Below are 24606 nucleotides of genomic sequence, written 5' to 3' on the forward strand. Positions count from 1 at the left end.
AAAGCTGCTACCCAAGCTTTACACCGTCTTCACACAACCACGCACCAAATTGCGCATAAGTTCCCTATGGGCGGACAGATTTCGAGTGTGCCCGCCCCGCTGGTGACCCGGTCTACTCGTAGACGTGCGGGGCGAGGGTACCGATGAAGTCAAGGTTGCGGTACTTTTCTGCGAAGTCCAGGCCGTAGCCGACCACAAACTCGTTGGGAATGTTGTAGCCGACGTACTTCACGTCGATGCTGACCTTCGCGGCTTCTGGTTTCCGCAGGAGGGTGCAGATCTCAACGGAGGCCGGTCCGCGGGACTGCAGGTTGGACTTCAGCCAGGAAAGGGTCAGACCCGAGTCAATGATGTCCTCCACGATAAGGACGTGCTTTCCCATCAGATCGGTTTCCAGGTCTTTGAGGATACGCACCACCCCCGAAGACTGGGTGCCAGAGCCGTATGACGATACCGCCATCCAGTCCATGGTGACGTGGGAATGCAGTGCACGCGCCAGGTCAGCCATCACCATTACTGCGCCCTTCAGTACACCGACGATCAGGATGTCCCGGCCGGCGTAGTCGGCGTCTATCTGGGCCGCCAGCTCGGCTACGCGCTGCTGGATTTCCTCTTTTGTGTAGAGAACATGCTTGAGGTCGTCATGGACGTCCTGTGAATCCACCAATTGCTCCTGAGGGTTTGGATAGGGCGGCACCGAAGGGCTTAGGAAAGTGCGCGGTTGTTTCTAAAGACAAGACTGCCATAGCTTGGGTCCCCTTGGGGAACGGATTTCCCGCGCACCTGACGGTGCACGCTGATGAATCCGCCAAGTTGCACCGGGCCGGCAGAGCCACGGCGCTCGAGCAACGTCTCTGTCGCACGGATCCTTTCAAAACTCGGCTGTTCCCCGCCGAGCCGGACGGCAGTGAGGGCCAGGACGCGCTGCCGGAGGGATGGCGGGAGCGCGCGGAGTGCGTCTTCGGGGAGCAGGATGTCGTTGCCGTCGAGCACGTGCAGTTGCTCATACTTTTCCAGGCTGACCCGATCCAGATAGTCGGCGTCCTGCGCCAGAATGCGTGAGGTGCGATACAGTGCCCGGGCCACCCCTGGGCCGAGCTGGTCTTCCAGGTAGGGCAGTACCTGGGTTCGGACCCGGGAACGAGCGAAGCTGGGATCAGAGTTTGACGGATCATGCCAAGGTTCAAGGCCCTCGAAACGGCAAATTTCGACCGTCTCCTCACGACGCAGTCCCAGGAAGGGCCGAAGGTAGCGGCCGCGCTGGGCCGGCATGCCGGCGAGGGACCTGGTGCCGGATCCGCGCGCCAACCCCAGCAGCACCTGCTCCGCCTGGTCATCAAGTGTGTGGCCAAGGAGCACCGCTGACGCACCCAGTTCGGCTGCAGCCGCGTCCAGAACCCCGAACCGGGCCGTACGCGCCGCCGCTTCCGGTCCCATGCCTGTCTGGTCGACAGTGACTGCCCGTACACTCACCGGTTCCAGCCCCAGCTCTGTGAGCTTGGTTGCCGTCTGCGCGGAGACCGCTGCACTGTCTGGATGGAGGCCGTGATCCACTACCACCGCTCCTACCCGGTACCGTCCGGAGCGGGCTGAGTGTGCTGCGACGGATGCCAGTGCCAAAGAGTCGGGTCCTCCGCTGCAGGCCACCAGGATGAGAGACCCCACCGGGGTTCCCCCCGATTCAAGGGCGTGTTGCAGCAGGTTGCGGGCGTTGGCCACCACCGGGCTGAGCCGGGGTCGCCTAACCACCGTTGCGCAACCCCATCCGGGCGATCCACTTGTCAGGGGCATGGATTTCTTCCTCAGTCGGAAGGTGCTCTGCACTGGTCCAGACGCTGTTGAATCCCTCCATACCCACCCGGTCCACGACCCGACGCACAAACCTCGCACCGTCGCTGTACTGCCGCATCTTGGCATCGAGCCCAAGGACCCGCCGCAGGAATTTCTCCACCGGGCCGCGTGACTTTCCCCGCGCGTTGAAGCGGCGGCGAATGGTTTTGACGCTCGGGACGATGCTTGAGTCAACGGCGTCCATCACCACGTTCGCGTGCCCTTCGAGGAGGCTCATGACGGCGGTGAGGTGTGACATGCGAGCCTTGTCCTGCGGATCCTGGAGCAGGGAGAGGATTCCGTTGTCGCTGTCTTTGGGGTCGCTGTCTTTGCTGTCACTGTCGGTGGGAGCACCGCCGCTGGTGAGACCCTTTGCCGCCTTCGCCAGTCGGTCGGAGAGTCCATCCGCCTTATCCAGCAACCCCTCGGTCAGCTCGGAAATGTGCGCCAGCATGTGGTCCTTCAACCAGGGTGCGGCGGCGAACTGGACCCGGTGGGTTTGCTCGTGAAGGCATACCCACAACCGGAAGTCGGCAGGCTCTACGTTCAGCTCACGCTCCACCGCGAGGATATTGGGTGCTACGAGCATCAGGCGCCCGCCTGATCCGTTTTTCGCCGGCCCGAAGGGGTCGTATTGTCCAAGCACCTTTGAGGAGAGGAAGGCCAGGATTGCACCGAACTGGGCACCGGTGAGGGTTCCGCCGAGCGCGGCGCTGGCGGTGGTGAGCTGCTCCTTTTTGGTGCGTGAAAGATGCTCCAGCGCTGGCGCCATCAGCGCCTGGAAGCTCTGGGTGTTTGCCTTCGCCCAGGACGCCCGATCCACGATCAACAGATCGGAGTCCCGCAGGTCCTTGGCGGCGTCGAGCCCGGTGATCTGGTGGACGTAGCCGATCGATGCGTCAGCAGCGGCGCGGAGTTCAGCGACAACCTCGGCAATCTCCCGTGGACTGACCTGCGGCCCAGCGGACGTGAGTTTGGCTGCGCTAGCGGCAGCCAGCTCCCAGTTGATGAGTTGAGGCGGTGCCTTGTGGCGGACAGTGGACGAAAAGTTGCTCTCCATGTGGTCCATTCGACCACACTAGCCTGTGAAGATTGGCGCAGCTATCGGCAACCGCAACCCGCGATGGCCGCTGCCGTCCGGTCGATTGCGGTACGCGCCGCGACAGTGTTTCCGTCCAATTCTCCGGCAATAAACGAGAACACCAGAAGCCGTCCGTCAACAGTGACCACGTACCCGCTGAGCGCGGTCACCGCGTTGAGTGTTCCCGTTTTTGCTCTCACCAGACCGGCGCCGTTAGCGGCAGGACCCTGCAGCTCATACCTATCCTGCAGGGTGCCGGATAGTCCAGCAATCGGCATGCCCCCCAGGGCCGCGACGAGCGCAGGATCTTCGGAGATTGCCAAGGCCCGCACCACTGCGGCGAGCTGAGCTGGCGACACGTCGTTGCGCGGCGAGAGCCCAGCAGCGTCGCCGACTACCAGCCCCTCCCCGGGCACTCCCAACTGGCCCAGGACGCTATCGATGGTATCGGTGGCGCCACCAAACGATGCCGGCTGGCCAGCGGCTCCCGCCGCCAGCCGGGCGAGTGTCTCGGCGAGATAGTTGTCGCTGGTGAGAAGCATATGCTCAACCTGTTGTTCCACGGTTGCCGATGCGACCGCTGCCAGCTCGACGGCGTCGGCAGGCGCTGAGGCCCGAATGACTTCCGCCGCCACCTCCACACCGGCTTCGCTGCCAGCGGCGGCAAACGCCGCGCTGAAGGCCGTTGCGGCGTCGAATGCCGCGTCGGCTGAGCGGGGCCCCCGGGAGACGCCCTCTTCCACCCATGACGAATTGATCGCCAACGGGTAAATGGGACTTATCTCTCCTGCCGCAATGTCTCCCGGCAACCATCCTGCGTTGAGTGTGGGTCCCACGAACATCGTGTCATCGAGCAGGATGGTGAACGGCCCGTCAGCCGGGTCCACCGCGTCGAGGGTTTCATTGGCAAGGGTTTGCAGGCCGGCATGGCCCACCACCGCGTCCGGATCCGACTCCCCGGCGGACAGCAGCACGTCACCCCCAGCAACCAGCACCAGCTCGCTGCTTCTCGCACCGGCAACCACTGTTGTTTCGAACCGCCGCTCGGCTGAAAGCTTGGTCATCGCGGCGGCGGCGGTGAGCAGCTTCTGATTGGATGCCGGTAGCTGGTGAGCATCCCCATCCTGGTCGAAAAGGACATCGCCGGAGATGGCGTCCACCACCACCCCCGACAGGTTCCCAGGGCCGTCGAGCATGAGCTCGGCTTCGAGGGCTGCCGTCAGGAGCCCGGGATCTGGGAGCGGCGCTTCAGGGTCGAGTGCCGCTACGTGTGCAGGCGGAGTCAGCTCCGACGGCGGTATCTGGAGCTCAGGGGTGCTGGGCTGCGGCGTGGCTGCCGGCTCTTCGAGGGCGCGCACCACCGATGGAACAGCGGCAAACCCCAGGGGCACTGCCAGAACCGCGAACACGGCAACAAGGAGGGCTGCGGTGATCACGCGTGCGCCGCGGAGCATCCAGGTCCCCCAATCGATTGGCTGTCACACTGGTTCGAACCCACGAGATGCGCCCTCACCCTATATGTTTAAGATTAGACCGACGCGGCAGCCTTTGAGGCACACCGCCGCGCTGCCCCACAGGATTCCACAGGAGAGTGCCATGAACCTCGACGTCACCATCGAGATCCCCAAAGGATCACGCGTCAAGTATGAAATCGACCATGAGACGCACCGGCTACGCCTGGACCGTGTCCTCTTCACCTCAATGCAGTACCCCACCCACTACGGCTACTTCGAAAACACGCTCGGTGAGGACGGTGATCCGCTGGATGCGATGGTCATGCTCCAGGACTTCGACCTCCTCCCGGGTGTGTTGGTCGAGTCGCGTCCGATCGGCGTCTTCAACATGACCGACGACGGCGGCGGTGACGCCAAGGTGCTGTGCGTTCCCACCGACCCGCGCTTCGATCACATCAAGGACCTCTCGGATGTGTCACCCTTCCTGCTGGAAGAGATCAAGCATTTCTTCGAACGATACAAGGACCTTGAGCCCGGCAAATGGGTTGAAGCAGCCGATTGGGCGGATCGGGAAGCCGCGGAGGCCGAGGTGGAGGCCTCACTGAAGCGGTTCCAGGACCTCGGGGAACAGCGGGAAGAGGACGAGCCACAGGGCCGCGACGTCGACGCCGATGTCGAGAACGCCACCACCACGCCGCAGGGCCGCTAGCAGGTTCAAAAACAACGTTTTCCGGTTGATTACACCGGTTAAGAGCATGGCTTCAGGCATACTGAAGCCATGCTCTACGTCTTAACGATCAACCAGCGTGACTCCCGTGAGGTGGGTGACCTGGTCAATGATCTACTGCGCGGGTTGCGTCATGTCGAAACCGTGGTGCCATTCCAGCGGTCAACGGGCGATGAACTGCAAGGTGTCGTCGATAACGCCACCACTGCTATCGACGTCGCGCTTACGGCCCTGCGTCACCGCCGATGGCATGTTGGGATTGGCGTGGGTGGCGTTCACTCGCCCATCCCTGAAAACATTCTCGAAGCCCAGGGCTACGGCCTGGTGTACGCGCGACGGGCGGTCACCCGGGCGCAGAAGACCGGCGAACGCATTCCATTGGCCGTGGAGGGACCTGACTCGCAGGTAGCGGCGGAGGCTGAAGCGGTGCTTCGGCTGTTGGGGCAAATTGTGTTCACCCGGACCGAGGCCGAGTGGAACGTGCTGGATCTGCTGACCCCGGGCGCCCGGGGTCAGCAAAAGCTGATCGCCGCGGAACTGGGTATCACCACCCAAGCGGTCAGCAAGGCGGTGGTCAGGTCGCACTGGGTGGAGGAATGGGCAACCCGTCCGGCGGCCGCCAGGCTCCTCGACCTTACGGCCGGTCCGGCGGCGCTACCACCAGCGACGCTGCCCTACGAATCGGGCAGCGTCTACTGACTGGGTGCCGCGCGCTAGACGAGGGTGCGGAGGACCTTCGCGGCACCGTCGTCGTACACGCTGGCCGTCACTTCGGTTGCTGCCGCGAGCACTTCATCGGGTGACTGTCCCATCGCCACACCCCTGGCCGCCCACTCGAGCATCTCGATGTCGTTCCGACCATCACCGATGGCAACAGTGCCGGACGGGTCGATACCCAGACGTCGGCGAAGCAGTTCAAGAGCACTCGCCTTGGTGACACCAGCCGCGGCAATATCCAGCCAGGCCGTCCACCCCACCGAGTAGGTGACACCGTGCAGGCCAATCGCCTCGACCGCCTCCCCGAACTGTTCGGCAGTGCTGTCCGTGCTGAACACCACCACCCGCACCGCGGCAGCGTCGAGCATTTCGTCGAAGTCCACCGTATGGGTCTCGGCGCCGAAGCTGGCATCCTGAAACCGTTCGGTGGCAAGGAAATTTCCCTCGTCATCCTCAAGCGCATATTTGGCGGTGGGCAACTTCTCCCTCAGCGCGACGAGTGCTGGCCTGGGATCGAAGGTGACCCGATCAATAATTTCGAATCCGTGGGCCAGTGTCGGATCGACGCGTAGTGTCACTCCTCCGTTGGAGCACACGCTGTACCCGCTGGTGATGCCGATCTGTTTGATGATGGGCAGCGCCGCTCCCAGTGAGCGTCCCGTGGCGATGATGACCTGATGCCCAGCGTCGACAACCGCCCGCGCGGCATCACGGACCTCTTCGGACATAATTCCCTCGTGGTCCACGAGGGTACCGTCGACGTCGAGGGCGATGAGTTTGCGTTCGGTCTGCCGGTCCTCGATGCCTGCAGTGGAGAATTCTTTCATTACTCCAGTGAACCAGACTCGCTGCTCCCCGGGGTAGGTCGGCTCAGGATGCTCCGAGGACCGGGAGCACTTCCAGCCCGCCCAGGTAGGGACGGAGCGCCTGCGGAACCGTCACTGACCCATCGGCATTCTGGTGGTGCTCGAGGATAGCGACGATCCAGCGGGTGGTGGCGAGCGTGCCGTTGAGTGTTGCAACTGCCCGGGTGCCCTTCTGTCCCTCCGGTTGCCGCTCCCGAATGTTGAGGCGGCGGGCCTGGAAGGTGGTGCAGTTAGAGGTGGATGTCAGCTCGCGGTAAGCCTCCTGGGTGGGAACCCAGGCTTCGCAGTCGAACTTGCGGGCGGCGGACATGCCCAAATCCCCGGCGGCAGTATCGATCACCCGGTAGGGCAGTTCCACCTTGGCGAGCATTTCCTCTTCCCACGCGAGCATGCGGGCGTGCTCCGCGTAGGACTCTTCCTCGGTGGTGTAAGCGAACATTTCGACCTTGTTGAACTGGTGGACCCTGATGATTCCACGGGTGTCCTTGCCGTGTGAGCCAGCTTCCCGGCGATAGCAGGAGGACCAGCCGGCATAACGGACCGGCCCGCCGGAAAGGTCGAGGATCTCGTCGGAATGATAGCCCGCCATTGCTACTTCGGAAGTGCCCACTAGGTAGAGGTCATCCTCCGCCAGGCGGTAGATTTCGGCGTCGTGGGCGACGTCGAACCCAGTACCCTGCATGATTTCCGGGCGAACCAGCGTGGGGGTGATCATGGGGGTGAAACCAGCCTGAATAGCCTGGTCCATGGCCATGTTCAGCAGCGCAAGCTCCAGCCGGGCACCAACACCCTTGAGGAAGTAAAAGCGGGACCCCGAGACCTTCGCCCCCCGCTCCATGTCGATTGCACCGATCAGCTCACCGATTTCCAGGTGGTCCCTGGGGGTGAAGCCTTCAGCGCTGAAATCCCGTGGAGTGCCGACTGTCTTGATGACCTCGAAATCGTCCTCGCCGCCGGCCGGGACGCCGTCCTGGATGGCGTTCGGCAACCGGCGAAGGAGTGAGTCCTGATCCTGCCTGGCCGCTTCAGCCTCGACTGCCGCCGCCTTGACTGAGGCGGCAAGCTCCTTTACCTCTGCGAGCAGCGCCTGCTTTTCGTCACCTTTGGCCTGGGCGACCCGCTTTCCGAAAGCGTTCTGGTCTGCCCGGAGGGATTCGGCGCTGGTTACCACCTCACGACGGCGGGAATCAGCCGAAATGATCGCATCCACCAGCGCAACGTCGGCGCGGCGGGCTCGCTGCGAGGTGCGGAATTTCTCAGGGTTTTCGCGGAGTTCATTAACATCGATCACGAGCCAAGACTATCAATGGCGCAGGACGATTATCCCCGGCAGACACTTCATGGCGATACGCTGAGGTGCATCATGCCGATTCGCCTGATTCTCCTCTTTGTCCTGGCCCTTGCCGCTGCCGCCTCCGCAATGAGCTGGCTGGGGGTCCGCCGGTTGCATTCCCGGCAGCATCCAGCTCCGACGGCGCTGCCTCGCCTCCCGGCCCCGACGGGCCGCCAGCGGGTGGCCCTAATCATCCACCCCGGAAAACTCAACGCCGATCTTGCGCGCGGCCAGGTGGAAACGGCATGCGTTGACGCCGGGTGGGACCCGCCCCTGGTCTTTGAGACCACGGTCTCCGAGCCGGGTTTTGAGCAGGCGAGCCGGGCGCTGCGGGAGGGGGCCGACGTCGTCATCGCCGCTGGTGGTGATGGGACGGTTCGTGCCGTTGCCCGGGCACTGGCGCATCAGGATGCGGCGCTGGGGCTGCTGCCCTTGGGGACCGGGAACCTGCTGGCCCGCAATCTGGGGATTCCCGTGTCGGACCTGAAAGCCAGCGTGCGCGCTGCACTTCACGGCGACGGGCGGCGAATTGATATGGGCCGTATCGAGTTACACAACGAGCAGACCGGGTTCCGTGCCGAGCACGTCTTCCTGGTGATGGGTGGCGTTGGACTTGATGCAGTGGTCGTTGCGGCGACCAGCGACGTCCTGAAAAAACGGTTGGGTTGGCTGGCATACAGTGAGGCCGGGTTCCGCAGCCTCCCGGGGAGGCGCCAGCGGGTGAGCATTAGCCTCGACGGTCAGCCCGCTCAGAGCCGGAAGGTGCACAGCGTGCTTTTCGCCAATTGCGGGCGGCTGCCGGGCGGCATCGAACTGATCCCGAACTCGACCCTCGATGACGGTTATCTGGATGTTGTGGTGATGAGCCCGCGCAGCATAGTGGGGTGGATCTGGTTGGGGACCAAGATTGTCTTCCGCCCCCATAGCGTCATCCCGGTGATTAACTATTATCAGGCACGACGGGTCACCGTGACGGTAGCGGATCCTACAGAGACCCAGCTTGACGGCGACCTCTCCGGAGCCGTCACCTCACTTGACGTCAGCATTGATCCTGGCGCGTTGCTTGTCAGGGTCCCATCGTTCCCTGACCTGCAACGCACCAGATCAATGGCGCGAAGGACTAGGAGTTAGCGGGTGCCGCGGTCAGTGTCGGAATCCGTGTATTCTCCCTGAGGCCCGGTACCGTCCGCTGGATCTTCCTCGACGTCCGTGTACTCGCCCTCTTTCTCGGGGTCCTGGTCGCCGGTGTAGCCGCCTTCGGTCTCTTTTTCTTTCTGACCGCCGGTGTAGCCACCGCCGGGGATTGGCTCAAGGTTCTCGCTATTCGAGTCCGGGAACTCCCCTTTCGCCTGGCTGTTGATGAGCTGCTGCTCCTCGGAGAAGCGCAGATCATTGGCCTGGTCTCCGGCGTCCCCGCGGTAGTTTTCGTCAGAGGTGGCTCCGCCGCCCTCGTTTGGGTTGACGTCGCGTCCGTCGTTAGCTTGCTCGCTCATGGTGCGCCTTTCGTTGAACGGTTGCGCCGACCCCGGCGCCTTGAGTGAAGCCTACTGATGAACGGGTTCAACTGGGAAGGATCCCTAAGCTTTAAGCAGCCCGCGAACAGCCTTCTCGGAAGCCGAGTAGCTGGCAATCTCGATCACTTCGCCGGCCATGAACCGATCAACCAGCCGCGGATCAACATAGGAACGTTTGGCGACCGCCGGCGTGTTGCCCAGCTTTTCGGCAACTGCGCGCATTGTCGCCGCCACAGCCTTCTGCCGGGCGGTCTTACTGGTGGCCAATAGGTCGCTGCGGGCAAGGTCCATTGCTGCAACCACTGTGGCCTGCCAGGTCCGGAAATCCTTGGCCGTGAAGCCCTCGCCAGTGACCTGGCGGAGGAACCCGTTCAGTTGCGACGCGTCGACGCGATGCCATTCGCCGTCGGGGGTGCGGTAGGCCAAAGCGGTGTCCGCCTGCTCCCGCTTCAACATGGGCCGCATCGCCGCCGCAAGGTCCGCATCCTCAACGGATGATTCCCACCGCTGACCGCTCTTTCCCGGGAACTCAAAGGTGATCATCGGACCCTTGATCCGGACATGCTCCACCTGCAGGGTGGTGACCCCAAAGGATCCGTTGGTCTCCGCATACTGCTCGGAGCCGATTCGGAGTGACCCTGAGTCGACGATTCGTAGTGCAGCGGCAAAGGCTCGCTCCCGAGGAATACCCTCACTGCGAAGGCGGGTGGTGATGACTCGTCGGGCGGCGGGCAGCTTTTCCCCGAATTCAAGTGCACGATCGAACTTTTCGCGATCCTTCTTCTCCCGCCAGGCCGTGTGGTAGACGTATTGGCGGCGGCCCGCGGCGTCGGTACCCAGCGCCTGAATATGCCCATTGGGGTAGGGAGCAATCCAGACATCCTGCCATGCCGGCGGGATGGCCAAGTCCTTGATGCGTCGAAGATCAGCGGCGTCACGTAACGGGGTTCCGTCGGCTAGCCGGTAGCCGAACCCCTTACCGTGTCGACGGCGAGTAATGCCCGGCTTTTCACAGTCGCTGCGGCGAAGTCTGGGCATTGGGCCACCTTTCCGGATTGAGAAGATCAGCCTACTGCGTATTCCTGATTAGGGCACCGCAGGCTATCCCACGCCAAGGATGGCACGCAGGCTATCGGCGTTCCGCACCGCGTTGCCGCCGCCGTCGTTGTTGAAGTACACGTAAACGTCCTTTCCCGCTCCCTGCCATTCCCGGATCCGGCCCGCCCACCACTGCAGCTCGGCGTCGGTATAGGAACCGCCGTACAAATGCTCGGAGTCGGGTCCGTGCATCCTCAGATAGACAAACGGGGCAGTGGCCCGGAGGACGCACGGCAGGTGTGCCCCGCTCATCACGCAGTACGCCGCACCGTGGCGTTCCAGCAGTGAGTAGACGCCTTCGTCGTCCCAACTGTGGTGCCGGAACTCGACGGCGACCCGGATCCAGTCCGGCAGCAGTCCGAGGAAGTAATCGAGACGGGCGTCGTCACGGTGCAGGCCCGGCGGGAGCTGGACGAGCAGGATGGCGCGTTTATCCCCGAGCTCATGCCAGCAGCGGGTGATGCGTTCGACCCACACCTCAGGTTGGTACAACTTCTTGCCGTGAGTGAGCCCTCGTGGCGCTTTGACTGAGAGAAGAAATCCTTCGGGAAGCCTGCTGCGCCAACCAGCGAATGTGGTGTCGCGCGGCCAACGGTAGAAGCTCGCGTTGAGTTCCACCGTTCCGAACCGCTGCACGTAATAGCTCAGCCGTTTACTGGAGGCGGTGCCTGCGGGATAGATCACGTCATTCCAGTGGACGTAGCTCCATCCGGAGGTGCCGATGTGAATGCCCATCACCAGAACAGGCTACCGGGCCGCTCCAGGGCTAGGCATTCAGGATCCCGGTATGAGTACTTCGCTTGCCGTTTCAGCGCCGAAGCACCCACGCCGCACTATCCGGCTCCAACCAGCCCTCCTCAGCCTGGGGCGAGGAAGCGATGACCACCGTGCTGCCGGTAGGCAACCGTACTGGTGCATCCCCCATGGCCACAGCAACAAAGAACTCCGATCCGCGTTCACACATGAGCAGGTTTCCGTTCCCCACCCGCCAGACGCCAGCATCGTTGGAGTCGAGCACGCCCTTAAAAGCCAGCTGACGCCGCAGTTCAAGCGCGGAGGTGACTAGACGGAGCGTCGAATGCTCATCCGCCTGGTGCACCTCGACAGCCGATGCCCCCCACGACGACGGAAGCGGAAGCCACGGCGAGGATGGTGAATCGACGAGTGAGAAGCCATGGGATTTTTCGGGCGCCACCGTCCAGGGCAGCGGCACTCGCGCGCCGTCGCGGGAAACCCCACCGCGCTCCCACATGGGATCCACCCGTGCGCCCACTGGCACCTCGACCTCCGCCAGCCCAAGCTCCTGCCCCTGATAAATGTAGGCTCCCCCGGGTAGGCCAAGAATGGCCAGGAGACCTGCCCGCGCCCGCGCCACGCCGCGGCTGCCACCTCCGAAGCGTGTTGCCGAACGAACAATGTCATGGTTCTCCAGAGCCCAAGTGGGCGATGCACCATGTTCCAGCCGGGCTGTTTCAAGCTCACGCCCAACACCAGCCCACTCATTTGCGTCCCAGCCCAGGCGGACGAACGCAAAGGCGAACGCCTGATGCATCTCGTCGCTGCGGGTATACCGCGCCGCCCGCTGCGGCTCGAGGTTGACCTCGCCCACAAGGAAACGCTCCGGGGTGTACGAATCGGTTAGCGTTCGCCAGCGCCGATACACTTCGTGGACCTCCTCCTGGTCCGACACAAGTGGATTTGATCTGAGCCCGTCGATGACGGTGCCCGTGGTTGCCGCATCCGGCAGGCCCTCAGCCTTGAACAGTGCATGAGCTACGTCGATGCGCAGTCCATCCACTCCCCTGTCGAACCAAAAACGCAGCACCTCCGCGAAGTAGTCCCCGACCAACGGGTTGCGCCAGTTCCAGTCCGGTTGCGCCGGCGAGAACAGGTGCAGATACCACTGGTGGTCGGAGTCCGAGCCCGGATTTACTCGGCTCCACGCGCTGCCACCGAAGACACTCTGCCAATTATTTGGGGGCGTGACGGGATCGGGGCCGTCGGCGAAATGGAACATCGCCCGCTCGGACGAGCCCGGCGACGAGCTGATCGCTTGTTGAAATAGCGGGTGCTCCGACGAGCAGTGGTTGGGAACGACGTCGAGCACTATCCTCAGGCCCAGCGAGTGGGCAAGATCGAGAAGTTGATCGAATTGTTGAAGGGTCCCAAAGAGGGGGTCGACATCGCAGTAATCGCTGACATCGTAGCCCTGATCCACCTGGGGTGAAGGCTGGAATGGAGTTAGCCAGATGCCGTCCACACCGAGAGACGCGATGTACGGAAGTCGAGCCAGCAGACCCGCCAGATCCCCTACTCCATCACCATCGCCGTCGGCGAAAGACCTCGGATATACCTGGTATATGACAGCTGTCTGCCACCACGGATCGTTCATTTGGTGGCCCCGGAGGTGAGACCCTCAACAATGCGGCGCTGGAAAATGAGCACCATGATCACCAGGGGAATGGTGACAATCACCCCCGCGGCCATCTGCTCCCCAAAGGGTGCCTGAAACTCGGTAGCACCAGTGAACTTGGAAATGGCGACCGTCGCAGTTTGGATCGCAGGGTCGTTGACCATCGAGAGAGCAATGATGAACTCATTCCAGCTGTGGATGAAAGTAAGGATTGCGGTGGTGAAGACACCCGGCGCCGCAAGGGGAAGCAACACCTTCCGGAATGCCTGCCATTTGCTGCAGCCGTCGATCATGGCGGCTTCCTCAAGGTCAAACGGCAGTGATTTCATGAAGGTGGTCAGATTCCATACGGCTAGCGGGATCGCAAAGGAAAGGTTGGGCACAATCATCGCCTGGTAGGTGTTGATCCAGCCGATATCGGTGAAGAGCCGCAGCAAGGGAACAACAACTGAGATGCCGGGGAACATTGATGTTGCAATGATGACGCCCAGGATCACCGATTTGAACCGGAAGTTAAGCCGGGAGATAGCGTACGCCGCGAAGATTCCCAGAACCAGCGCGGCCGCAGTGGTGACGCCGGCAACAATCAGGCTGTTGAGCAGTGCCTGCCCGAACATGGTGGAACCGTCAAAAACCTTGAAGTAGTTTTCGGCGGAGAACGGCTGAGGAAGGAGGCTGTTGTCGAAAATGTCGGATGTACGTCGGAAGCTCGAAACCAGCATCCAATAGAACGGTGCCAGGCAGTAGACGAGGATTGCGGCCAGGCCTACGTACACCGAATAGGATTTCCACCCTCGCCGCTTTCCCAGACGCTTGGGTGCTGCCTCGGCGGGTGTTTCAACGGCCGGAATTACGGGAATCTGTGTCATCGGGCTGCCTTGACCTTTCGGGTGCTGGTGGCTCGGCTCAACGCCCGCACCTCTTTGGTCCCGGCGACATCCGCGCCGAGGATTTTGACGAAAGCGATTGCAACAACCGCAACATAAAGGAACAGGATGATCGCGAATGCCGATGCCGAGCCGTACCGCAGTTGGTTTGATTCGTCCCAGGCGAGCATCGAGAGAGTTTCGACTGATTCCTTGCCGGGACCGATCAGCACGAACGGGAGGTCAAACATTCGCAGAGCGTCGAGCAGGCGAAACAGGACCGCAACCAGGAGTGTGGGCTTGACGAGTGGAAGAGTGATGGAGCGAACCTGGCGCCAGAACCCGGCACCGTCAATTCTTGCCGCCTCGTAGACCTCCTCCGGAATGATCTGCATACCTGCCAGAACTAGCAGACCGATGAAGGGTGCGGTCTTCCAGACCTCCGCCACGATGATTGCCACCTTCGATGCGACGCCTTCGGCGGTCCACAGGATCTCGCTTCCGATCAGATTGTTGGCGATGCCGTCCGACTGGAAAATCCATCGCCACAGGAGGCCCGAGACGGCCGTGGGGATAGCCCAGGGAATCAAAATGCTTGCCCGGAGGAAGCTCCGGCCACGGAAGGCCCGGTTCATCGCGAGAGCAAGGCAGAGGCCCAGAATGGTTTCGAGTGCGACGGTGGTGACGGTGAAGAAGGTGGTGTTACCGAAGGCATTGAGGAACCGGGCACCTGTCTCACCAACGAAAAGATCAGTGTAGTTTCCGAGCCCAACGAAGACTTCTCCTTCAGACACGAACCCGTCAGCGTCGAGGCCCGACTGCTGCCGGAACATGGACTGGTAGAGCGCCGAAATCAAGGGGTAGGCAATGACCAGGGCGAGCACGAGAAGGGTTGGAGAGAGCAGCATCGCCGCCATCCGACCTTCGCCTGCTGTGCGTTTACCGGGTTTATTCCGCCCGAGTGGGCGGGCACCCGACGTCGACCGCGCGGACGCGGAAGTTCTCGTACTCATGTGGTCCTCACTTGATTTGCAACAGATTCTGATACGTGCCGTGTCCGCCCGGGGTGCCCCGGGCGGACACGAGTGTCACTATTCGGCGGACAATTCCTCGAGCTTCGCCTGCATATCGGCGAGTGCCGCTTCAGGGTCCTTGTCGCCTGTCAGCGCTGCGTATGCTTCTTCCTGGATAGCCGTTGTAGTGGCGCCATACTGGACTACCTTTGGACGGGGCTGTGCATTCTCCAGCGACTCCAGGAGGGTGGGGTAGAACGGCCGTTGCTCAACAACGGCCGGGTCCTCCAGAAGAGACGCATACACCGGTGCACGCGAACTCTTGTCCAGCCGGGCGCGAGATTCTTCTTCACTGGTGAAGAACTTGATGAAATCCAGAGCCGTGGCCTTATTGGCGGTGAACGGCGAAATGGCCAGGTTTCGGCCACCAAGGGTGGAAACGCCGGGATTGTCTCCAATGCCTGGGACCGAGCTGATGCCGAACTTGTCCAGCACCTGGCTAGAACCGTCAGTAGCGGTCAACGACGCGTACACAAAGGGCCAGTTTCGCAAGAACACCACTTCGCCGTCCTGGAAGGCCCGACGTCCCTGTTCTTCGAGATAAGTGATGGCGTCACTCGGAACGAGGTTGTCGGCGAAGGCATCACTCAACTGGGTCAATCCAGCCAAGGCTTCCGGAGAATCGACGGTCGGGTTGCCTTCCTCGTCGAACACCGCGCCGCCTGCCGAGGCTACAGCCTCGGTGAAGTTCACGGTGAGTGCCTCGTTCTTATCAAACTGGCCCGCGTAACAGGACATGTCCTGTCCCTCGGGAAGCGCAAGGATGGCGTCGCACGCAGCCTCCATCTCGTCCCAGGTTGCTGGGGGCGAGTCGATCCCTGCCGCCTCCAGCAGGTCGGTCCGGTAGTAGAGCAGGGCGCCATCCGTGTAGTACGGAGCCCCGTAAAGCGTGTCGCGGTAAGACGCGGCATCGACCGTAGCGGGGATCATGCTATCGGTGGGTAGCGCATCCTCGGGGAGCGGCTCGATCCACCGGTTCGCCGCGAACTCGGAGGTCCAGACGACATCGAGGTTCAGCACGCTGAAGGTGTCCGACTCAATCTGCGCGTTCTGGATCAGCTGCTGACGCTGCTGATCGGCCGAGTCCGGGAGCTCGATCAGAGTCACCTGCTCATCGGGATGCTCGGAATTCCACTTGTCGAGACTGTCCTGTGCAGCCCCCGAAGCATCTCGCGAAGAGACGTAGTTGATGGGACCACGGCCCTCAAATTCTGCTTCGGATACGGCTGTTCCTTCGTCCTCGGATACTTCGCCACCCGCGCAGCCCGAAAGCGCGAGGGCTGAGATGGCAAATGCTGCCGTGCCGAAAAGGATGTGCCGGTGTTGGCGACGTTGCCTCATGTACTGCTCCTTGTGTGTTTGGTGATGGTGATGGTGAGAAGGAATTGTGTGGTGACGTCAGGAACCGGGCCGCGGCGGGCCCGTCGATCCACGCTTGACCAACCGGTGCTGCACTACCCGTGGACCGAGATCCCGGGACCGAAGAATTTTCCTTACGGCGATCTGTCCCATGTCCTCCAGGGGCTGCGCGATCGTGCTCAGGGCTGGGTGAACATGCTGTGAGGTCGAGGTGTTGTCGAAGCCAAGCACTGAAACGTCCTCGGGAACTCTTCGACCAAGCTTCTGGAGTTCATTGACGACGGCGGCACCCATTTCGTCGCTCATGGCAAAAATGGCGGTCAGGCCCGGGTCCTGTTGAAGGAGTTGAGCGAGGCCGGAAGCGCCACTCTCGTAGAAGAATGTGCCTGCCGCCGTAACCGTCGCGCAGCCTGCCTCGTTCATCGCCCGTTCATAGCCGCGCTGCCGGGGTTTTGCGACGAAAATGGATAGTGGATCTCCGGCAAGTAAACCGATGCGCCGGTGACCGAGCTTCAACAGGTACCGGGTGGCATCATAGGCAGCGAGTTCATCGTTGATCGCGACGCTCGGTGAACCGGAGTTATCGCTAATGGCAACGGAGATGATCGGGATGGCGGGGCCCAGGAGTTGACGCATTTCCGGGGTGATGACGGCCGAGATCAGGATAACCCCAGCGGCGCGGTAGGTGCGTAGGGTTCTCAGGTAGCCGGCGATGAAGGTGGACTTCACGCCTGTCCGGCCGAGCATAACCGCGTAGCCGCGCTCACGAGCTGCATCCTCGACCCCCCGCATCACCTCGGAGGCGAGGGCATCGGACACCATTGGTGCCAGGAGGCCAATAACGGACGTCTGACGGGTCTTGAGCGTTCGCGCAAGGGAGTCCGGCTCGTAGTTGAGTTTTGCAATCGCCCCCTCCACGCGCTGGCGTGTGGCGTCCGTATAGCCAACCAGGCCGTTGATAACCCTGGACACAGTGGCAGGCGAAACGCCAGCTTGTTGTGCCACATCCCTGATCGTTGTCACGGTTCCCTCCCCTCTGAGGAGTCACGAAACCCTGCGCGCAAACGGTTTACGTAAACGGTTTCGTGACTTGCAGCACTAACGCTAAGCCGAGGGAAGTAGAAAGCCAGCACGTTTCGTAAACAGCTGGCCGAACGGTCGAATCCGATCGCGGTCTACTGGGGTACCCGAGCATCCCGGAACTGGTTGACAACGGTCGGGGAATGTCTTCGACTAAGGTCTTGGCACACCCCGCCTCCAGGCGACCGGGCCGCGTTCGCGAAATAACCGGTGGCGATCACCTAGTCACTCTGCTGGAGCGATTCCACCCAGATCCGAGCTGCCTTGAAGGCTTCGTCTGAGGTGTGCCTGGCGACTGAGTGTTCGCGCCGATCGGCCCTGGCGTACGAACCGAGAAAGCGCAGCTGGGGGCTGATCCGATGCAACCCCTGCAACGCGTCGGCCACCCGGGCATCAGCAATATGGCCTTCGGCGTCGATACTGAAAAAATAGTCACCGAGGAACTGGCCGGTGGGCCTGGATTCGATCCGACTCAGGTTCACTCCACGGGCAGCAAACTGGTCGAGGATCTCCATCAGTGCACCGGGGTGGTCTTCCGGCAGCGGGATGACGAGAGTGGTTTTATCGGCGCCGGTGGGCTCGGGCAGGATGTTGGGCCGGCTCACCAGAATGAACCGGGTAACTGCATCCGCGACGTCCCCGATGTGACTTCCCAGCACCGGCAAGCCCAACCGCTCAGCTACGAAAGGTGAACAAATCGCTGCATCGTACGGACAGTCTGCTTCCAATAGGCCCACAGCCGCTGCGGCCGTGGATGAACCCGGCATATATTCTGCCCCTGGAATATTCTGGGTGGTCCACAACTGGCACTGAGCCCAGGCGTGCCCGTGAGTGGAGATGGTGTGGACTTCGTTCAACTGCATCCCTGGTTTGGCGACCAGGACGAAGGTGATGGGAACCAGTACTTCGCGGATTATCCGCAGGGGCTCGCCTTGGGAGATGGCGTCAAGGGTCGCACTCACCCCGCCCTCGACTGAGTTCTCGATTGGCACCATCGCGGCCTCAACGGAACCGCTGCGCACCAGGTCCAGGGCTGCGTTCACCGTCGGCGCCGGTACCCGCCGGGCGACGTCGGCGCCGGGAACCTGCAAGAGAGCTGCCTCCGTGAAGGTGCCCTCCGGGCCCAGGAAAGTATAGGACGCCTCCGGAACGCGAGAACTCATGGATTCCTCACAGTCACAGAACGGTGGGCGGCTGATTGGTGTCGGAGACCATCGGCTTACCTGCCTCAAGCCAGGCACCCATCCCACCAGTGACGTTAACTGCCGAGTAGCCATTGGCAACCAGCCACTGCGTGACTTGCTGGGAGCGACCACCGGTCCGGCAAATTACGTGCAGGTCGGTGTCCGGGTCAAGTTCATCCAGGCGGGCTGGAATCTGCTCCATCGGAATGTGCACCGCCCCGTCAATGTGGCCTGCCTCCCACTCGTAGTCCTCCCGGACATCCAACACAGCGCTGCTGTCGGCAATTGACTCGATCGAGACATTCTCGGACTCGCTCATCGGCAAACCCCTTCCCAAAGGTCCTATTTCGCCAAGCCTATAGTGGGAGACGAACCTCACCCACAATGCTGTACCCAAACGGGAGGTAACAATGCCCGCTGATCAACCCACCATCCTCGCCGGCACCACCGGTCGTCGTCCTCGCGTTACCTACGTGGGAAGTGCTGACGCGATAGCAGTTGGGGAACCCCTGGCCGCCAGACTGCCGGGGAGCATTCAGTGACGGAACTGCACCAACTGACAGCGTTGGCCCAGCGTGACGCAATCGCCCGCGGGGAACTTAGCTCCCGGGAGCTGACCGCCCACTACCTGCATCGGATTGATGAGCTCAATCCGGGCCTCGGATCGTTCATCGCCGTGACCGGTGAGTTGGCCATGAGAGAAGCCGCAGCGGCCGATGACCGGCTGGCATCGCCTGCTGCCGGGTCGCTTCCGGTACTGCACGGGATGCCCCTGGCCCACAAGGATCTCGCCGATGTCACAGGTGTCCCCACCACCTTCGGTACCGCAGCGTTTCCCCCGGCGATCGCGACAAGCGATTCTCCGCTGGTGGCCATCCTGCGCAGAGCAGGCGCAATCAGTCTGGGCAAAACCCAGGTGCCCGAGTTCGGCCTCAGCTGCCACAGCGAGAATGACATTGCACCAGCTGCCCGCAATCCGCTCGATCCGGCGTTCAGCCCGGGCGGCTCCTCGGGCGGCAGTGCCGCAGCTGTTGCTGCGGGCATGATCCCCTTCGCTCCAGGCAGTGACGGCGGCGGGTCTGTCCGTATTCCGGCGTCGGCCACGGGGCTGATCGGACTGAAACCGAATCGTGGCCGAATCCCGTCCCTGTCGGGGCAGGCCGACCTCGGACAATTTGTGGTCGCCGGGCCGCTGGCCCGCACGACGGCGGACGCGGCACTCCTTCTCGATGCGATGGTGGATGCCCCAAATTTCCGTGCGACCAGCGCGGTGCCGCCGTCGTCGTCATTCCTCGACGCTGCCCTCCAGGCGGAGGGCACGTTCCGCATCGGGGCCAGTACGCTGTCACCGTTCGCCTCGGCATTCGACATTGCGCTCGACCCAGCGGCACGTGCCGCCTACGAGAAGGGGATTGAGGCGCTCATCGCGGCCGGGCACGACGTCGTCGAAGCCTCGATCACCTACGACAGTCGCTACCATCAAGCCTTTCAGACCGTCTGGACAGCGGCACTGGCGACGGCGCCCATCCCGCCAGGCAATGAACGGCTACTCACCCCGCTTGCCGCCACCATGCGCGAGCGGGCGCTGTCACGAAGCGCGGCTGACCTGGTTGCGGCGATCGATATTCTGCGACAGTTTGAGCAGGAAACCATCACCCAGTACTCGGCTCACGATTTCATCCTCACCCCAGCGCTCGGGCAGACCCCCAGGCCAATAGGGTGGTACACGTCCGAGGACGGGGACACCGACTACCTCAGGCAATGCCAGTACTCCCCGTTCACATCGATGGTTAATGTTTGCGGCTTGCCTGCCATCGCGCTGCCGACCCTGACCACTGAAGCCGGGCTTTCAATGGGTATCCAGCTCATTGGACGCCCCAGCGGTGAGGCCCAGTTACTGTCGGTTGCAGCCCAACTCGAATCGGCCTGGGGCCCAGATGACACCGGCCTGGTGGAGTGACACCATCGTATAAATGATCACATCGCATAGTTCACCGCCCCGCTCGGCGGATACCTCTTTTTTTGGTCACCCTCGAATGCTGGCCCACCTCTTCAGCCTTGAAGTGTGGGAACGGTTTTCGTTCTATGGAATGCAGGCGATCCTTGCGTTCTATATGTACTTCGAAGTCACCGCTGGCGGCCTGGGCATTGAGCAGGGCTTGGCCCTCACTCTGGTGGGTGCCTATGGCGGAAGCGTCTACCTCTCAACAATTCTCGGCGCGTGGCTCGCAGATCGCGTGCTTGGGTCCGAGAAGGCCCTGTTCTACTCGGCCATCCTGATCATGTTGGGGCACATCTCGCTAGCCGTCCTCCCCGGCGGGGTGGGACTGACCATCGGACTGGTGCTGGTGGGAGTCGGCTCTGGCGGATTGAAGGCAAACGCCACCTCTCTGGTCGGCACCCTGTACAGCAAGAAGGACCAGCGACGCGATGCTGGATTCTCCATCTTCTACATGGGCATCAACCTCGGCGCCCTGTTTGGCCCACTCCTCACGGGGTGGTTGCGTGATACCGCAGGATTCCACATCGGGTTCGGAGCCGCAGCGATAGGCATGGCAATCGGCTTGGTGCAATACTCGATCGTCCGGAAGCATTTCTCCGCCGACGCGCACGTCATCGAGAACCCCCTTCCCCGGTCCCAATACCTCCGGTGGATCGCTATCGCATTCGCTGCCGTTGCTGTGGTCACTGTCGCCTTCCTCAGCGGCTTGATCAGTACCGACAACCTGGCCCAGGTAATGGCATGGGCGGCCATCCTCGCGGCAGCAGGCTACTTCACTGTCATCCTGACGAGCTCGAAGGTTTCCGCTCCGGAGCGAAAGCAGACCATGGCTTTCATTCCGCTGTTTATTGCCAGTGCCGCATTCTGGGCCCTCTACCAGCAGCTGTTCACCCTGATCATCGTCTATTCCGAGGAAAGGCTGAATCGGAACTTCTTCGGCCTGGAGATTCTGCCTGAGTGGATTGTTTCCTTTGTGCCGGTATACGTCATCGTGCTTGCCGGCATCTTCGCGGCAATGTGGACCAAGTTGGGCGACCGACAGCCATCATCTCCCCTGAAGTTTGCCTTCGGATTGATCGGGATCGGCCTCGCGTACCTGATGTTCCTGCCGTTCGCTGGCGGCGGCGCGAACACAACCCCGCTAGTCGCCATGGCAATCACTTTGCTGGTCTTCACAATTTCCGAACTGTTGATCTCCCCCATCGGCCTGTCGGTGGCCACCAAATTGGCGCCGGAAGTCTTTAGGACCCAGATGGTTGCGTTGAACTTCCTCTCGATCTCCCTCGGGACAACGCTGTCCGGCATTCTGGCGAGCCGCTACGATCCATCAACTGAGGGCACCTACTTCTCGGTGCTTGGCATTTCGGTGATAGTAATCGGCGGAGTGCTGGTTGTTGGCACCCCAGCCATCAAGAAGCTGATGATGGGCGTGCGCTAATCTCTCCACTCTTCACAGGCGTCCACCTGCATTTGGTGGGCGCCTGTGGCGTCCCGCTGACCCGGCCCCCATTGCGCAGCCCGACTCCATGAAACAGACTGTTACTCATCAGTAACTAGCCTGATCAAAGGAGATCGCGTGCCTAACCTCGCCAACAACCTCACTTCCACTGCCCACGAGCACCCGGAGGCGGTAGCGATCAAGCTCGACGACGTCGAGCTCACCTTCTCGGCGCTCGATCAGTGGAGCCAACGGGTTGCAGCGCTGCTTGCACAGAAAGACGTGCAAGCCGGCGACCGGATAGCCCTGATCATGCCGAATATTCCGCAGATGGCATTTATCTATTACGGCGTTCTGCGGTTCGGTGCGGTGGTGGTTCCCCTCAACCCCCTGCTGAAAGCCCGGGAAATTGCCTATCATCTGGACGATTCTGGGGCACGCCTGGTCTTCGCGTGGGAGGGGGTGGCATCGGAGGCTGAGTCGGCGGTCGGACAGATTGCGGCCAGCGCGGCGCAGGGAACAACTCTCGAGGTAATCGCTGTCGATTCGGGCGCCTTCATGCAGCAGCTCTCAACTACTGAACCAGCACCGCAGGTGGTCGAGGTCGATGACGAGGACACCGCGGTGTTGCTCTACACCTCTGGAACGACCGGACGGCCAAAAGGCGCCGCCCTGACGCACGTCAACCTGCGCCGCAACGCTGAGATATCACGGGACCTGATGGGAATCGCCACCGGGGATGTGCTGTTTGGGGGGCTGCCGTTCTTCCACATTTTTGGGCAGACCTGCGCCTTGAACGCATCAGTACTGACCGGCGCGACCGTGACCCTCCTACCCAGGTTTGAACCAGGTAAGGCCCTTGAGATTATAGCCCGCGACTCGGTAACCATCTTCGAAGGGGTGCCCACCATGTACATCGCGATGCTGCGGCACCCCTCGGTCGCGGAGACCGACCTGTCGTCGCTGCGCGTGGCGGTTTCGGGAGGGTCCGCATTGCCCGTGGAGGTGCTCCACGAATTTGAGCGGGTTTTCAGTGCCGAGCTGCTGGAAGGATACGGCTTGTCGGAGACATCGCCGATCGTAAGCTTCAACCGACGCGGGACAGTACGGAAACCGGGCTCGATCGGGACCCCGGTCGACGGCGTCCAGGTACGGATGCTCGACGCCGACGGCGCGGAGGTGCCTACCGGCGAGGTGGGCGAGTTGTCAGTCAGCGGCCACTGCGTCATGAAGGGCTACTGGAACAACGACGACGCCACCGCCGCCGCTATCCCCGACGGCTGGTTCCGGACCGGCGATCTTGCCAGATTTGACGAGGACGGAGCCATTTTCATCGTGGACCGCAAAAAGGACATCATCCTGCGTGGCGGGTACAACGTGTACCCACGCGAGATCGAAGAAGTTCTCTACGAGCACCCGGCAGTCGCCGAAGCAGCAGTTATTGGTGTTCCTGATGAGCTGCAGGGCGAGGAGATCGTGGCCGTTGTCGGCATCAGAGCCGAAGCGGAACCGGCGGACGACGCCGCCCGCGAGCGCCTGAGCTCCGAAATACTCGAATTCACCAAGGAACGCGTCGCGGCCTACAAGTACCCTCGGCGGGTCCTGCTGGTGGAGGCCCTCCCCAAGGGCCCGACCGGCAAGATCCTTAAACGCGAAATCCGGGTCTAGCGGCAGCCGCCGGGATCAACCCCGTGGATCAGGAGTCGTCGTCGTTCTCCCGGTTATCCTCGCTTTTGACTTCCTTACCCTCGGGAAGTTCACTTGCCGGGCCGGGACCACCGTAGCCGCCAGCATCGATCTTGTCGGACCCGCCGACCGACTCCGCCGCGTCGTCGCGTTCCTTGTCAATCTGTTCACTCATGGGATGGCACCTTTCCTGTATTTGGCTAAGTACACAGCGAACTTATCACTTGGAGGAGACCACGATGACCCCAGCAGAAGACCAGACGGCCAGGGTTTTGCGGGCCTGGGAGCAGAACGCTGCGAGCTATGACCGGCAGATCGCATTCCTGGATCGGTTCTGGTTTGGCGGTGGCCGGGAATGGCTGGGGGCCCGGGCAACCGGGCGCGTCCTTGAAGTGGCGGTCGGCACCGGGCTGAATCTGCCCCATCTCCCGGTCGACTCGCAGGTCAGCGGGATCGATCTCAGCCCGGCGATGCTGAGCATTGCCGCCGGACGGGCATCCCGTCTGGGCCGCCCGATGGATTTGAGGGTAGGCAACGCCGAAGACCTTCCCTTCGCGGACAGCTCGTTCGATACCGTTCTCTGCGGGCTGTCGCTGTGTGGGATACCCAACCCAGCCTCAGCCATCGGAGAAGCCAAGCGGGTGCTGGTGCCCGGCGGACGCCTGCTCCTTCTGGATCACGTGGCGAGCAGCTGGCCCCCGGTATACGCGATGCAATGGCTGTTGGAGCGGGCCACAGTCCGCATGGCGGGTGAGTACTTCACGCGCCGACAGTTGCCCCTGGTGGAGGCTGCTGGGTTCACCGTCGTCGAAGTCGAGCGTCTTAAGGCCGGCTCGATTGAACGAATCCACGCCCTCAAACCCTGATTCTGTTGTGCTGCTGCAC

25 protein-coding genes are annotated in these 24606 nt (G+C 62.1%); 8 read left to right on the forward strand and 17 right to left on the reverse strand.

The window, feature by feature from the left end; all coding sequences use genetic code 11:
- Positions 1 to 112 precede the first annotated feature (112 nt).
- The 4 genes from hpt to dacB are packed head-to-tail and all read right to left on the reverse strand — an operon-like array spanning position 113 to position 4365.
- On the reverse strand, positions 113 to 664 hold the full coding sequence (hpt, locus tag ACX80T_RS00820) for a hypoxanthine phosphoribosyltransferase (protein WP_024477154.1): 552 nt from the start codon (positions 662 to 664) through the stop codon (positions 113 to 115).
- A 41-nt stretch (positions 665 to 705) separates the two neighbouring features.
- The gene (gene tilS / locus ACX80T_RS00825) at positions 706 to 1698 is read right to left on the reverse strand and encodes a tRNA lysidine(34) synthetase TilS (RefSeq protein WP_024477153.1); all 993 of its coding nucleotides are present in this window, start codon (positions 1696 to 1698) and stop codon (positions 706 to 708) included.
- Positions 1699 to 1741: 43 nt separating this feature from the next.
- The gene (locus ACX80T_RS00830; RefSeq protein WP_019483994.1) at positions 1742 to 2890 is read right to left on the reverse strand and encodes a zinc-dependent metalloprotease; all 1149 of its coding nucleotides are present in this window, start codon (positions 2888 to 2890) and stop codon (positions 1742 to 1744) included.
- 41 nt (positions 2891 to 2931) lie between these two features.
- A complete protein-coding gene (dacB, locus tag ACX80T_RS00835) occupies positions 2932 to 4365 on the reverse strand; it encodes a D-alanyl-D-alanine carboxypeptidase/D-alanyl-D-alanine endopeptidase (RefSeq protein ID WP_116778875.1) in 1434 nt (477 codons plus the stop codon).
- A gap of 142 nt (positions 4366 to 4507) precedes the next feature.
- Here dacB and ACX80T_RS00840 point away from each other — a divergent pair, with 142 nt between their 5' ends.
- Positions 4508 to 5074, forward strand: coding sequence for an inorganic diphosphatase (locus ACX80T_RS00840; protein ID WP_024477151.1), 567 nt, complete (start codon positions 4508 to 4510; stop codon positions 5072 to 5074).
- A gap of 69 nt (positions 5075 to 5143) precedes the next feature.
- On the forward strand, positions 5144 to 5791 hold the full coding sequence (locus ACX80T_RS00845) for a hypothetical protein (RefSeq protein ID WP_024477150.1): 648 nt from the start codon (positions 5144 to 5146) through the stop codon (positions 5789 to 5791).
- A 14-nt stretch (positions 5792 to 5805) separates the two neighbouring features.
- On the opposite strand, the gene ACX80T_RS00850 is transcribed toward ACX80T_RS00845, so the two are convergent.
- Positions 5806 to 6636 (reverse strand): HAD family hydrolase, encoded by an 831-nt coding sequence (locus ACX80T_RS00850; protein ID WP_019483997.1) that lies wholly within the window; start codon positions 6634 to 6636, stop codon positions 5806 to 5808.
- Between the two features lie 43 nt (positions 6637 to 6679).
- Positions 6680 to 7966, reverse strand: coding sequence for a serine--tRNA ligase (gene serS / locus ACX80T_RS00855; RefSeq protein ID WP_019483998.1), 1287 nt, complete (start codon positions 7964 to 7966; stop codon positions 6680 to 6682).
- A 72-nt stretch (positions 7967 to 8038) separates the two neighbouring features.
- Between serS and ACX80T_RS00860 the strand changes: the two genes are divergently transcribed.
- Entirely contained in the window at positions 8039 to 9139 is a 1101-nt protein-coding gene (locus ACX80T_RS00860; RefSeq protein ID WP_024477149.1) for a diacylglycerol/lipid kinase family protein, read from the forward strand.
- On the opposite strand, the gene ACX80T_RS00865 is transcribed toward ACX80T_RS00860, so the two are convergent.
- From ACX80T_RS00865 to ACX80T_RS00910, 10 genes are all read right to left on the reverse strand, one after another.
- The gene (locus ACX80T_RS00865) at positions 9136 to 9501 is read right to left on the reverse strand and encodes a hypothetical protein (protein ID WP_019484000.1); all 366 of its coding nucleotides are present in this window, start codon (positions 9499 to 9501) and stop codon (positions 9136 to 9138) included. The two genes, ACX80T_RS00860 and ACX80T_RS00865, sit on opposite strands and share 4 nt — an antisense overlap.
- 84 nt (positions 9502 to 9585) lie before the next feature.
- On the reverse strand, positions 9586 to 10560 hold the full coding sequence (locus tag ACX80T_RS00870; RefSeq protein WP_019484001.1) for a DNA topoisomerase IB: 975 nt from the start codon (positions 10558 to 10560) through the stop codon (positions 9586 to 9588).
- A gap of 63 nt (positions 10561 to 10623) precedes the next feature.
- Complete coding sequence (locus tag ACX80T_RS00875) at positions 10624 to 11355, reverse strand: DUF72 domain-containing protein (protein WP_019484002.1); 732 nt, start codon at positions 11353 to 11355, stop codon at positions 10624 to 10626.
- Positions 11356 to 11428: 73 nt separating this feature from the next.
- Positions 11429 to 13012 carry an alpha-amylase family glycosyl hydrolase gene (locus ACX80T_RS00880; protein WP_024477147.1) on the reverse strand — a complete coding sequence of 528 codons (1584 nt, stop codon included), beginning with the start codon at positions 13010 to 13012 and terminating at the stop codon, positions 11429 to 11431.
- A complete protein-coding gene (locus tag ACX80T_RS00885; protein ID WP_019484005.1) occupies positions 13009 to 13902 on the reverse strand; it encodes a carbohydrate ABC transporter permease in 894 nt (297 codons plus the stop codon). The genes ACX80T_RS00880 and ACX80T_RS00885 overlap by 4 nt, the downstream gene beginning before the upstream one ends.
- Positions 13899 to 14912, reverse strand: coding sequence for a carbohydrate ABC transporter permease (locus ACX80T_RS00890; protein WP_116778876.1), 1014 nt, complete (start codon positions 14910 to 14912; stop codon positions 13899 to 13901). Before ACX80T_RS00890 ends, ACX80T_RS00885 begins: the two co-directional genes overlap by 4 nt.
- A 78-nt stretch (positions 14913 to 14990) precedes the next feature.
- Positions 14991 to 16313, reverse strand: coding sequence for an ABC transporter substrate-binding protein (locus ACX80T_RS00895; RefSeq protein WP_019484007.1), 1323 nt, complete (start codon positions 16311 to 16313; stop codon positions 14991 to 14993).
- 57 nt (positions 16314 to 16370) lie between these two features.
- The gene (locus ACX80T_RS00900; protein ID WP_083850969.1) at positions 16371 to 17354 is read right to left on the reverse strand and encodes a LacI family DNA-binding transcriptional regulator; all 984 of its coding nucleotides are present in this window, start codon (positions 17352 to 17354) and stop codon (positions 16371 to 16373) included.
- A 278-nt stretch (positions 17355 to 17632) separates the two neighbouring features.
- The gene (pheA, locus tag ACX80T_RS00905) at positions 17633 to 18574 is read right to left on the reverse strand and encodes a prephenate dehydratase (protein WP_019484009.1); all 942 of its coding nucleotides are present in this window, start codon (positions 18572 to 18574) and stop codon (positions 17633 to 17635) included.
- Between the two features lie 13 nt (positions 18575 to 18587).
- Positions 18588 to 18914 (reverse strand): rhodanese-like domain-containing protein, encoded by a 327-nt coding sequence (locus ACX80T_RS00910; RefSeq protein ID WP_019484010.1) that lies wholly within the window; start codon positions 18912 to 18914, stop codon positions 18588 to 18590.
- A gap of 91 nt (positions 18915 to 19005) precedes the next feature.
- Here ACX80T_RS00910 and ACX80T_RS00915 point away from each other — a divergent pair, with 91 nt between their 5' ends.
- From ACX80T_RS00915 to ACX80T_RS00930, 4 genes are all read left to right on the forward strand, one after another.
- Positions 19006 to 19137: a hypothetical protein gene (locus tag ACX80T_RS00915; protein ID WP_272944196.1), complete on the forward strand. Its 132-nt coding sequence runs from the start codon at positions 19006 to 19008 to the stop codon at positions 19135 to 19137.
- Positions 19134 to 20555, forward strand: coding sequence for an amidase (locus ACX80T_RS00920; RefSeq protein WP_019484011.1), 1422 nt, complete (start codon positions 19134 to 19136; stop codon positions 20553 to 20555). The genes ACX80T_RS00915 and ACX80T_RS00920 overlap by 4 nt, the downstream gene beginning before the upstream one ends.
- Before the next feature lie 13 nt (positions 20556 to 20568).
- On the forward strand, positions 20569 to 22035 hold the full coding sequence (locus ACX80T_RS00925; RefSeq protein ID WP_024477146.1) for a peptide MFS transporter: 1467 nt from the start codon (positions 20569 to 20571) through the stop codon (positions 22033 to 22035).
- A 138-nt stretch (positions 22036 to 22173) separates the two neighbouring features.
- Positions 22174 to 23703, forward strand: a complete 1530-nt coding sequence (locus tag ACX80T_RS00930) for a long-chain-fatty-acid--CoA ligase (RefSeq protein ID WP_459303511.1) — start codon at positions 22174 to 22176, stop codon at positions 23701 to 23703.
- 28 nt (positions 23704 to 23731) lie between these two features.
- Here ACX80T_RS00930 and ACX80T_RS00935 read toward each other — a convergent pair whose 3' ends face one another.
- Positions 23732 to 23896: a hypothetical protein gene (locus ACX80T_RS00935; RefSeq protein ID WP_459303512.1), complete on the reverse strand. Its 165-nt coding sequence runs from the start codon at positions 23894 to 23896 to the stop codon at positions 23732 to 23734.
- Positions 23897 to 23960: 64 nt separating this feature from the next.
- On the opposite strand from ACX80T_RS00935, the gene ACX80T_RS00940 reads away from it, so the two are divergent.
- Positions 23961 to 24587: a class I SAM-dependent methyltransferase gene (locus tag ACX80T_RS00940; protein ID WP_459303513.1), complete on the forward strand. Its 627-nt coding sequence runs from the start codon at positions 23961 to 23963 to the stop codon at positions 24585 to 24587.
- The last annotated feature ends 19 nt before the right edge of the window (positions 24588 to 24606 follow it).

Source organism: Arthrobacter sp. Sr33 (assembly GCF_054511195.1).

What these genes read in the sequence shown, in the direction of transcription:
- ACX80T_RS00860 (WP_024477149.1), top strand. Translation starts at nt 8,039, where the DNA reads ATGCCGATTCGCCTGATTCTCCTCTTTGTCCTGGCCCTTGCCGCTGCC.
- dacB (WP_116778875.1), bottom strand. Translation starts at nt 4,365, where the DNA reads ATGCTCCGCGGCGCACGCGTGATCACCGCAGCCCTCCTTGTTGCCGTG.
- ACX80T_RS00880 (WP_024477147.1), bottom strand. Translation starts at nt 13,012, where the DNA reads ATGAACGATCCGTGGTGGCAGACAGCTGTCATATACCAGGTATATCCG.
- ACX80T_RS00830 (WP_019483994.1), bottom strand. Translation starts at nt 2,890, where the DNA reads ATGGAGAGCAACTTTTCGTCCACTGTCCGCCACAAGGCACCGCCTCAA.
- ACX80T_RS00850 (WP_019483997.1), bottom strand. Translation starts at nt 6,636, where the DNA reads ATGAAAGAATTCTCCACTGCAGGCATCGAGGACCGGCAGACCGAACGC.
- ACX80T_RS00925 (WP_024477146.1), top strand. Translation starts at nt 20,569, where the DNA reads ATGATCACATCGCATAGTTCACCGCCCCGCTCGGCGGATACCTCTTTT.
- ACX80T_RS00910 (WP_019484010.1), bottom strand. Translation starts at nt 18,914, where the DNA reads ATGAGCGAGTCCGAGAATGTCTCGATCGAGTCAATTGCCGACAGCAGC.
- ACX80T_RS00885 (WP_019484005.1), bottom strand. Translation starts at nt 13,902, where the DNA reads ATGACACAGATTCCCGTAATTCCGGCCGTTGAAACACCCGCCGAGGCA.
- pheA (WP_019484009.1), bottom strand. Translation starts at nt 18,574, where the DNA reads ATGAGTTCTCGCGTTCCGGAGGCGTCCTATACTTTCCTGGGCCCGGAG.
- ACX80T_RS00875 (WP_019484002.1), bottom strand. Translation starts at nt 11,355, where the DNA reads ATGGGCATTCACATCGGCACCTCCGGATGGAGCTACGTCCACTGGAAT.
- ACX80T_RS00935 (WP_459303512.1), bottom strand. Translation starts at nt 23,896, where the DNA reads ATGAGTGAACAGATTGACAAGGAACGCGACGACGCGGCGGAGTCGGTC.
- ACX80T_RS00840 (WP_024477151.1), top strand. Translation starts at nt 4,508, where the DNA reads ATGAACCTCGACGTCACCATCGAGATCCCCAAAGGATCACGCGTCAAG.
- ACX80T_RS00845 (WP_024477150.1), top strand. Translation starts at nt 5,144, where the DNA reads ATGCTCTACGTCTTAACGATCAACCAGCGTGACTCCCGTGAGGTGGGT.
- ACX80T_RS00865 (WP_019484000.1), bottom strand. Translation starts at nt 9,501, where the DNA reads ATGAGCGAGCAAGCTAACGACGGACGCGACGTCAACCCAAACGAGGGC.
- ACX80T_RS00915 (WP_272944196.1), top strand. Translation starts at nt 19,006, where the DNA reads ATGCCCGCTGATCAACCCACCATCCTCGCCGGCACCACCGGTCGTCGT.
- ACX80T_RS00870 (WP_019484001.1), bottom strand. Translation starts at nt 10,560, where the DNA reads ATGCCCAGACTTCGCCGCAGCGACTGTGAAAAGCCGGGCATTACTCGC.
- ACX80T_RS00940 (WP_459303513.1), top strand. Translation starts at nt 23,961, where the DNA reads ATGACCCCAGCAGAAGACCAGACGGCCAGGGTTTTGCGGGCCTGGGAG.
- ACX80T_RS00895 (WP_019484007.1), bottom strand. Translation starts at nt 16,313, where the DNA reads ATGAGGCAACGTCGCCAACACCGGCACATCCTTTTCGGCACGGCAGCA.
- ACX80T_RS00890 (WP_116778876.1), bottom strand. Translation starts at nt 14,912, where the DNA reads ATGAGTACGAGAACTTCCGCGTCCGCGCGGTCGACGTCGGGTGCCCGC.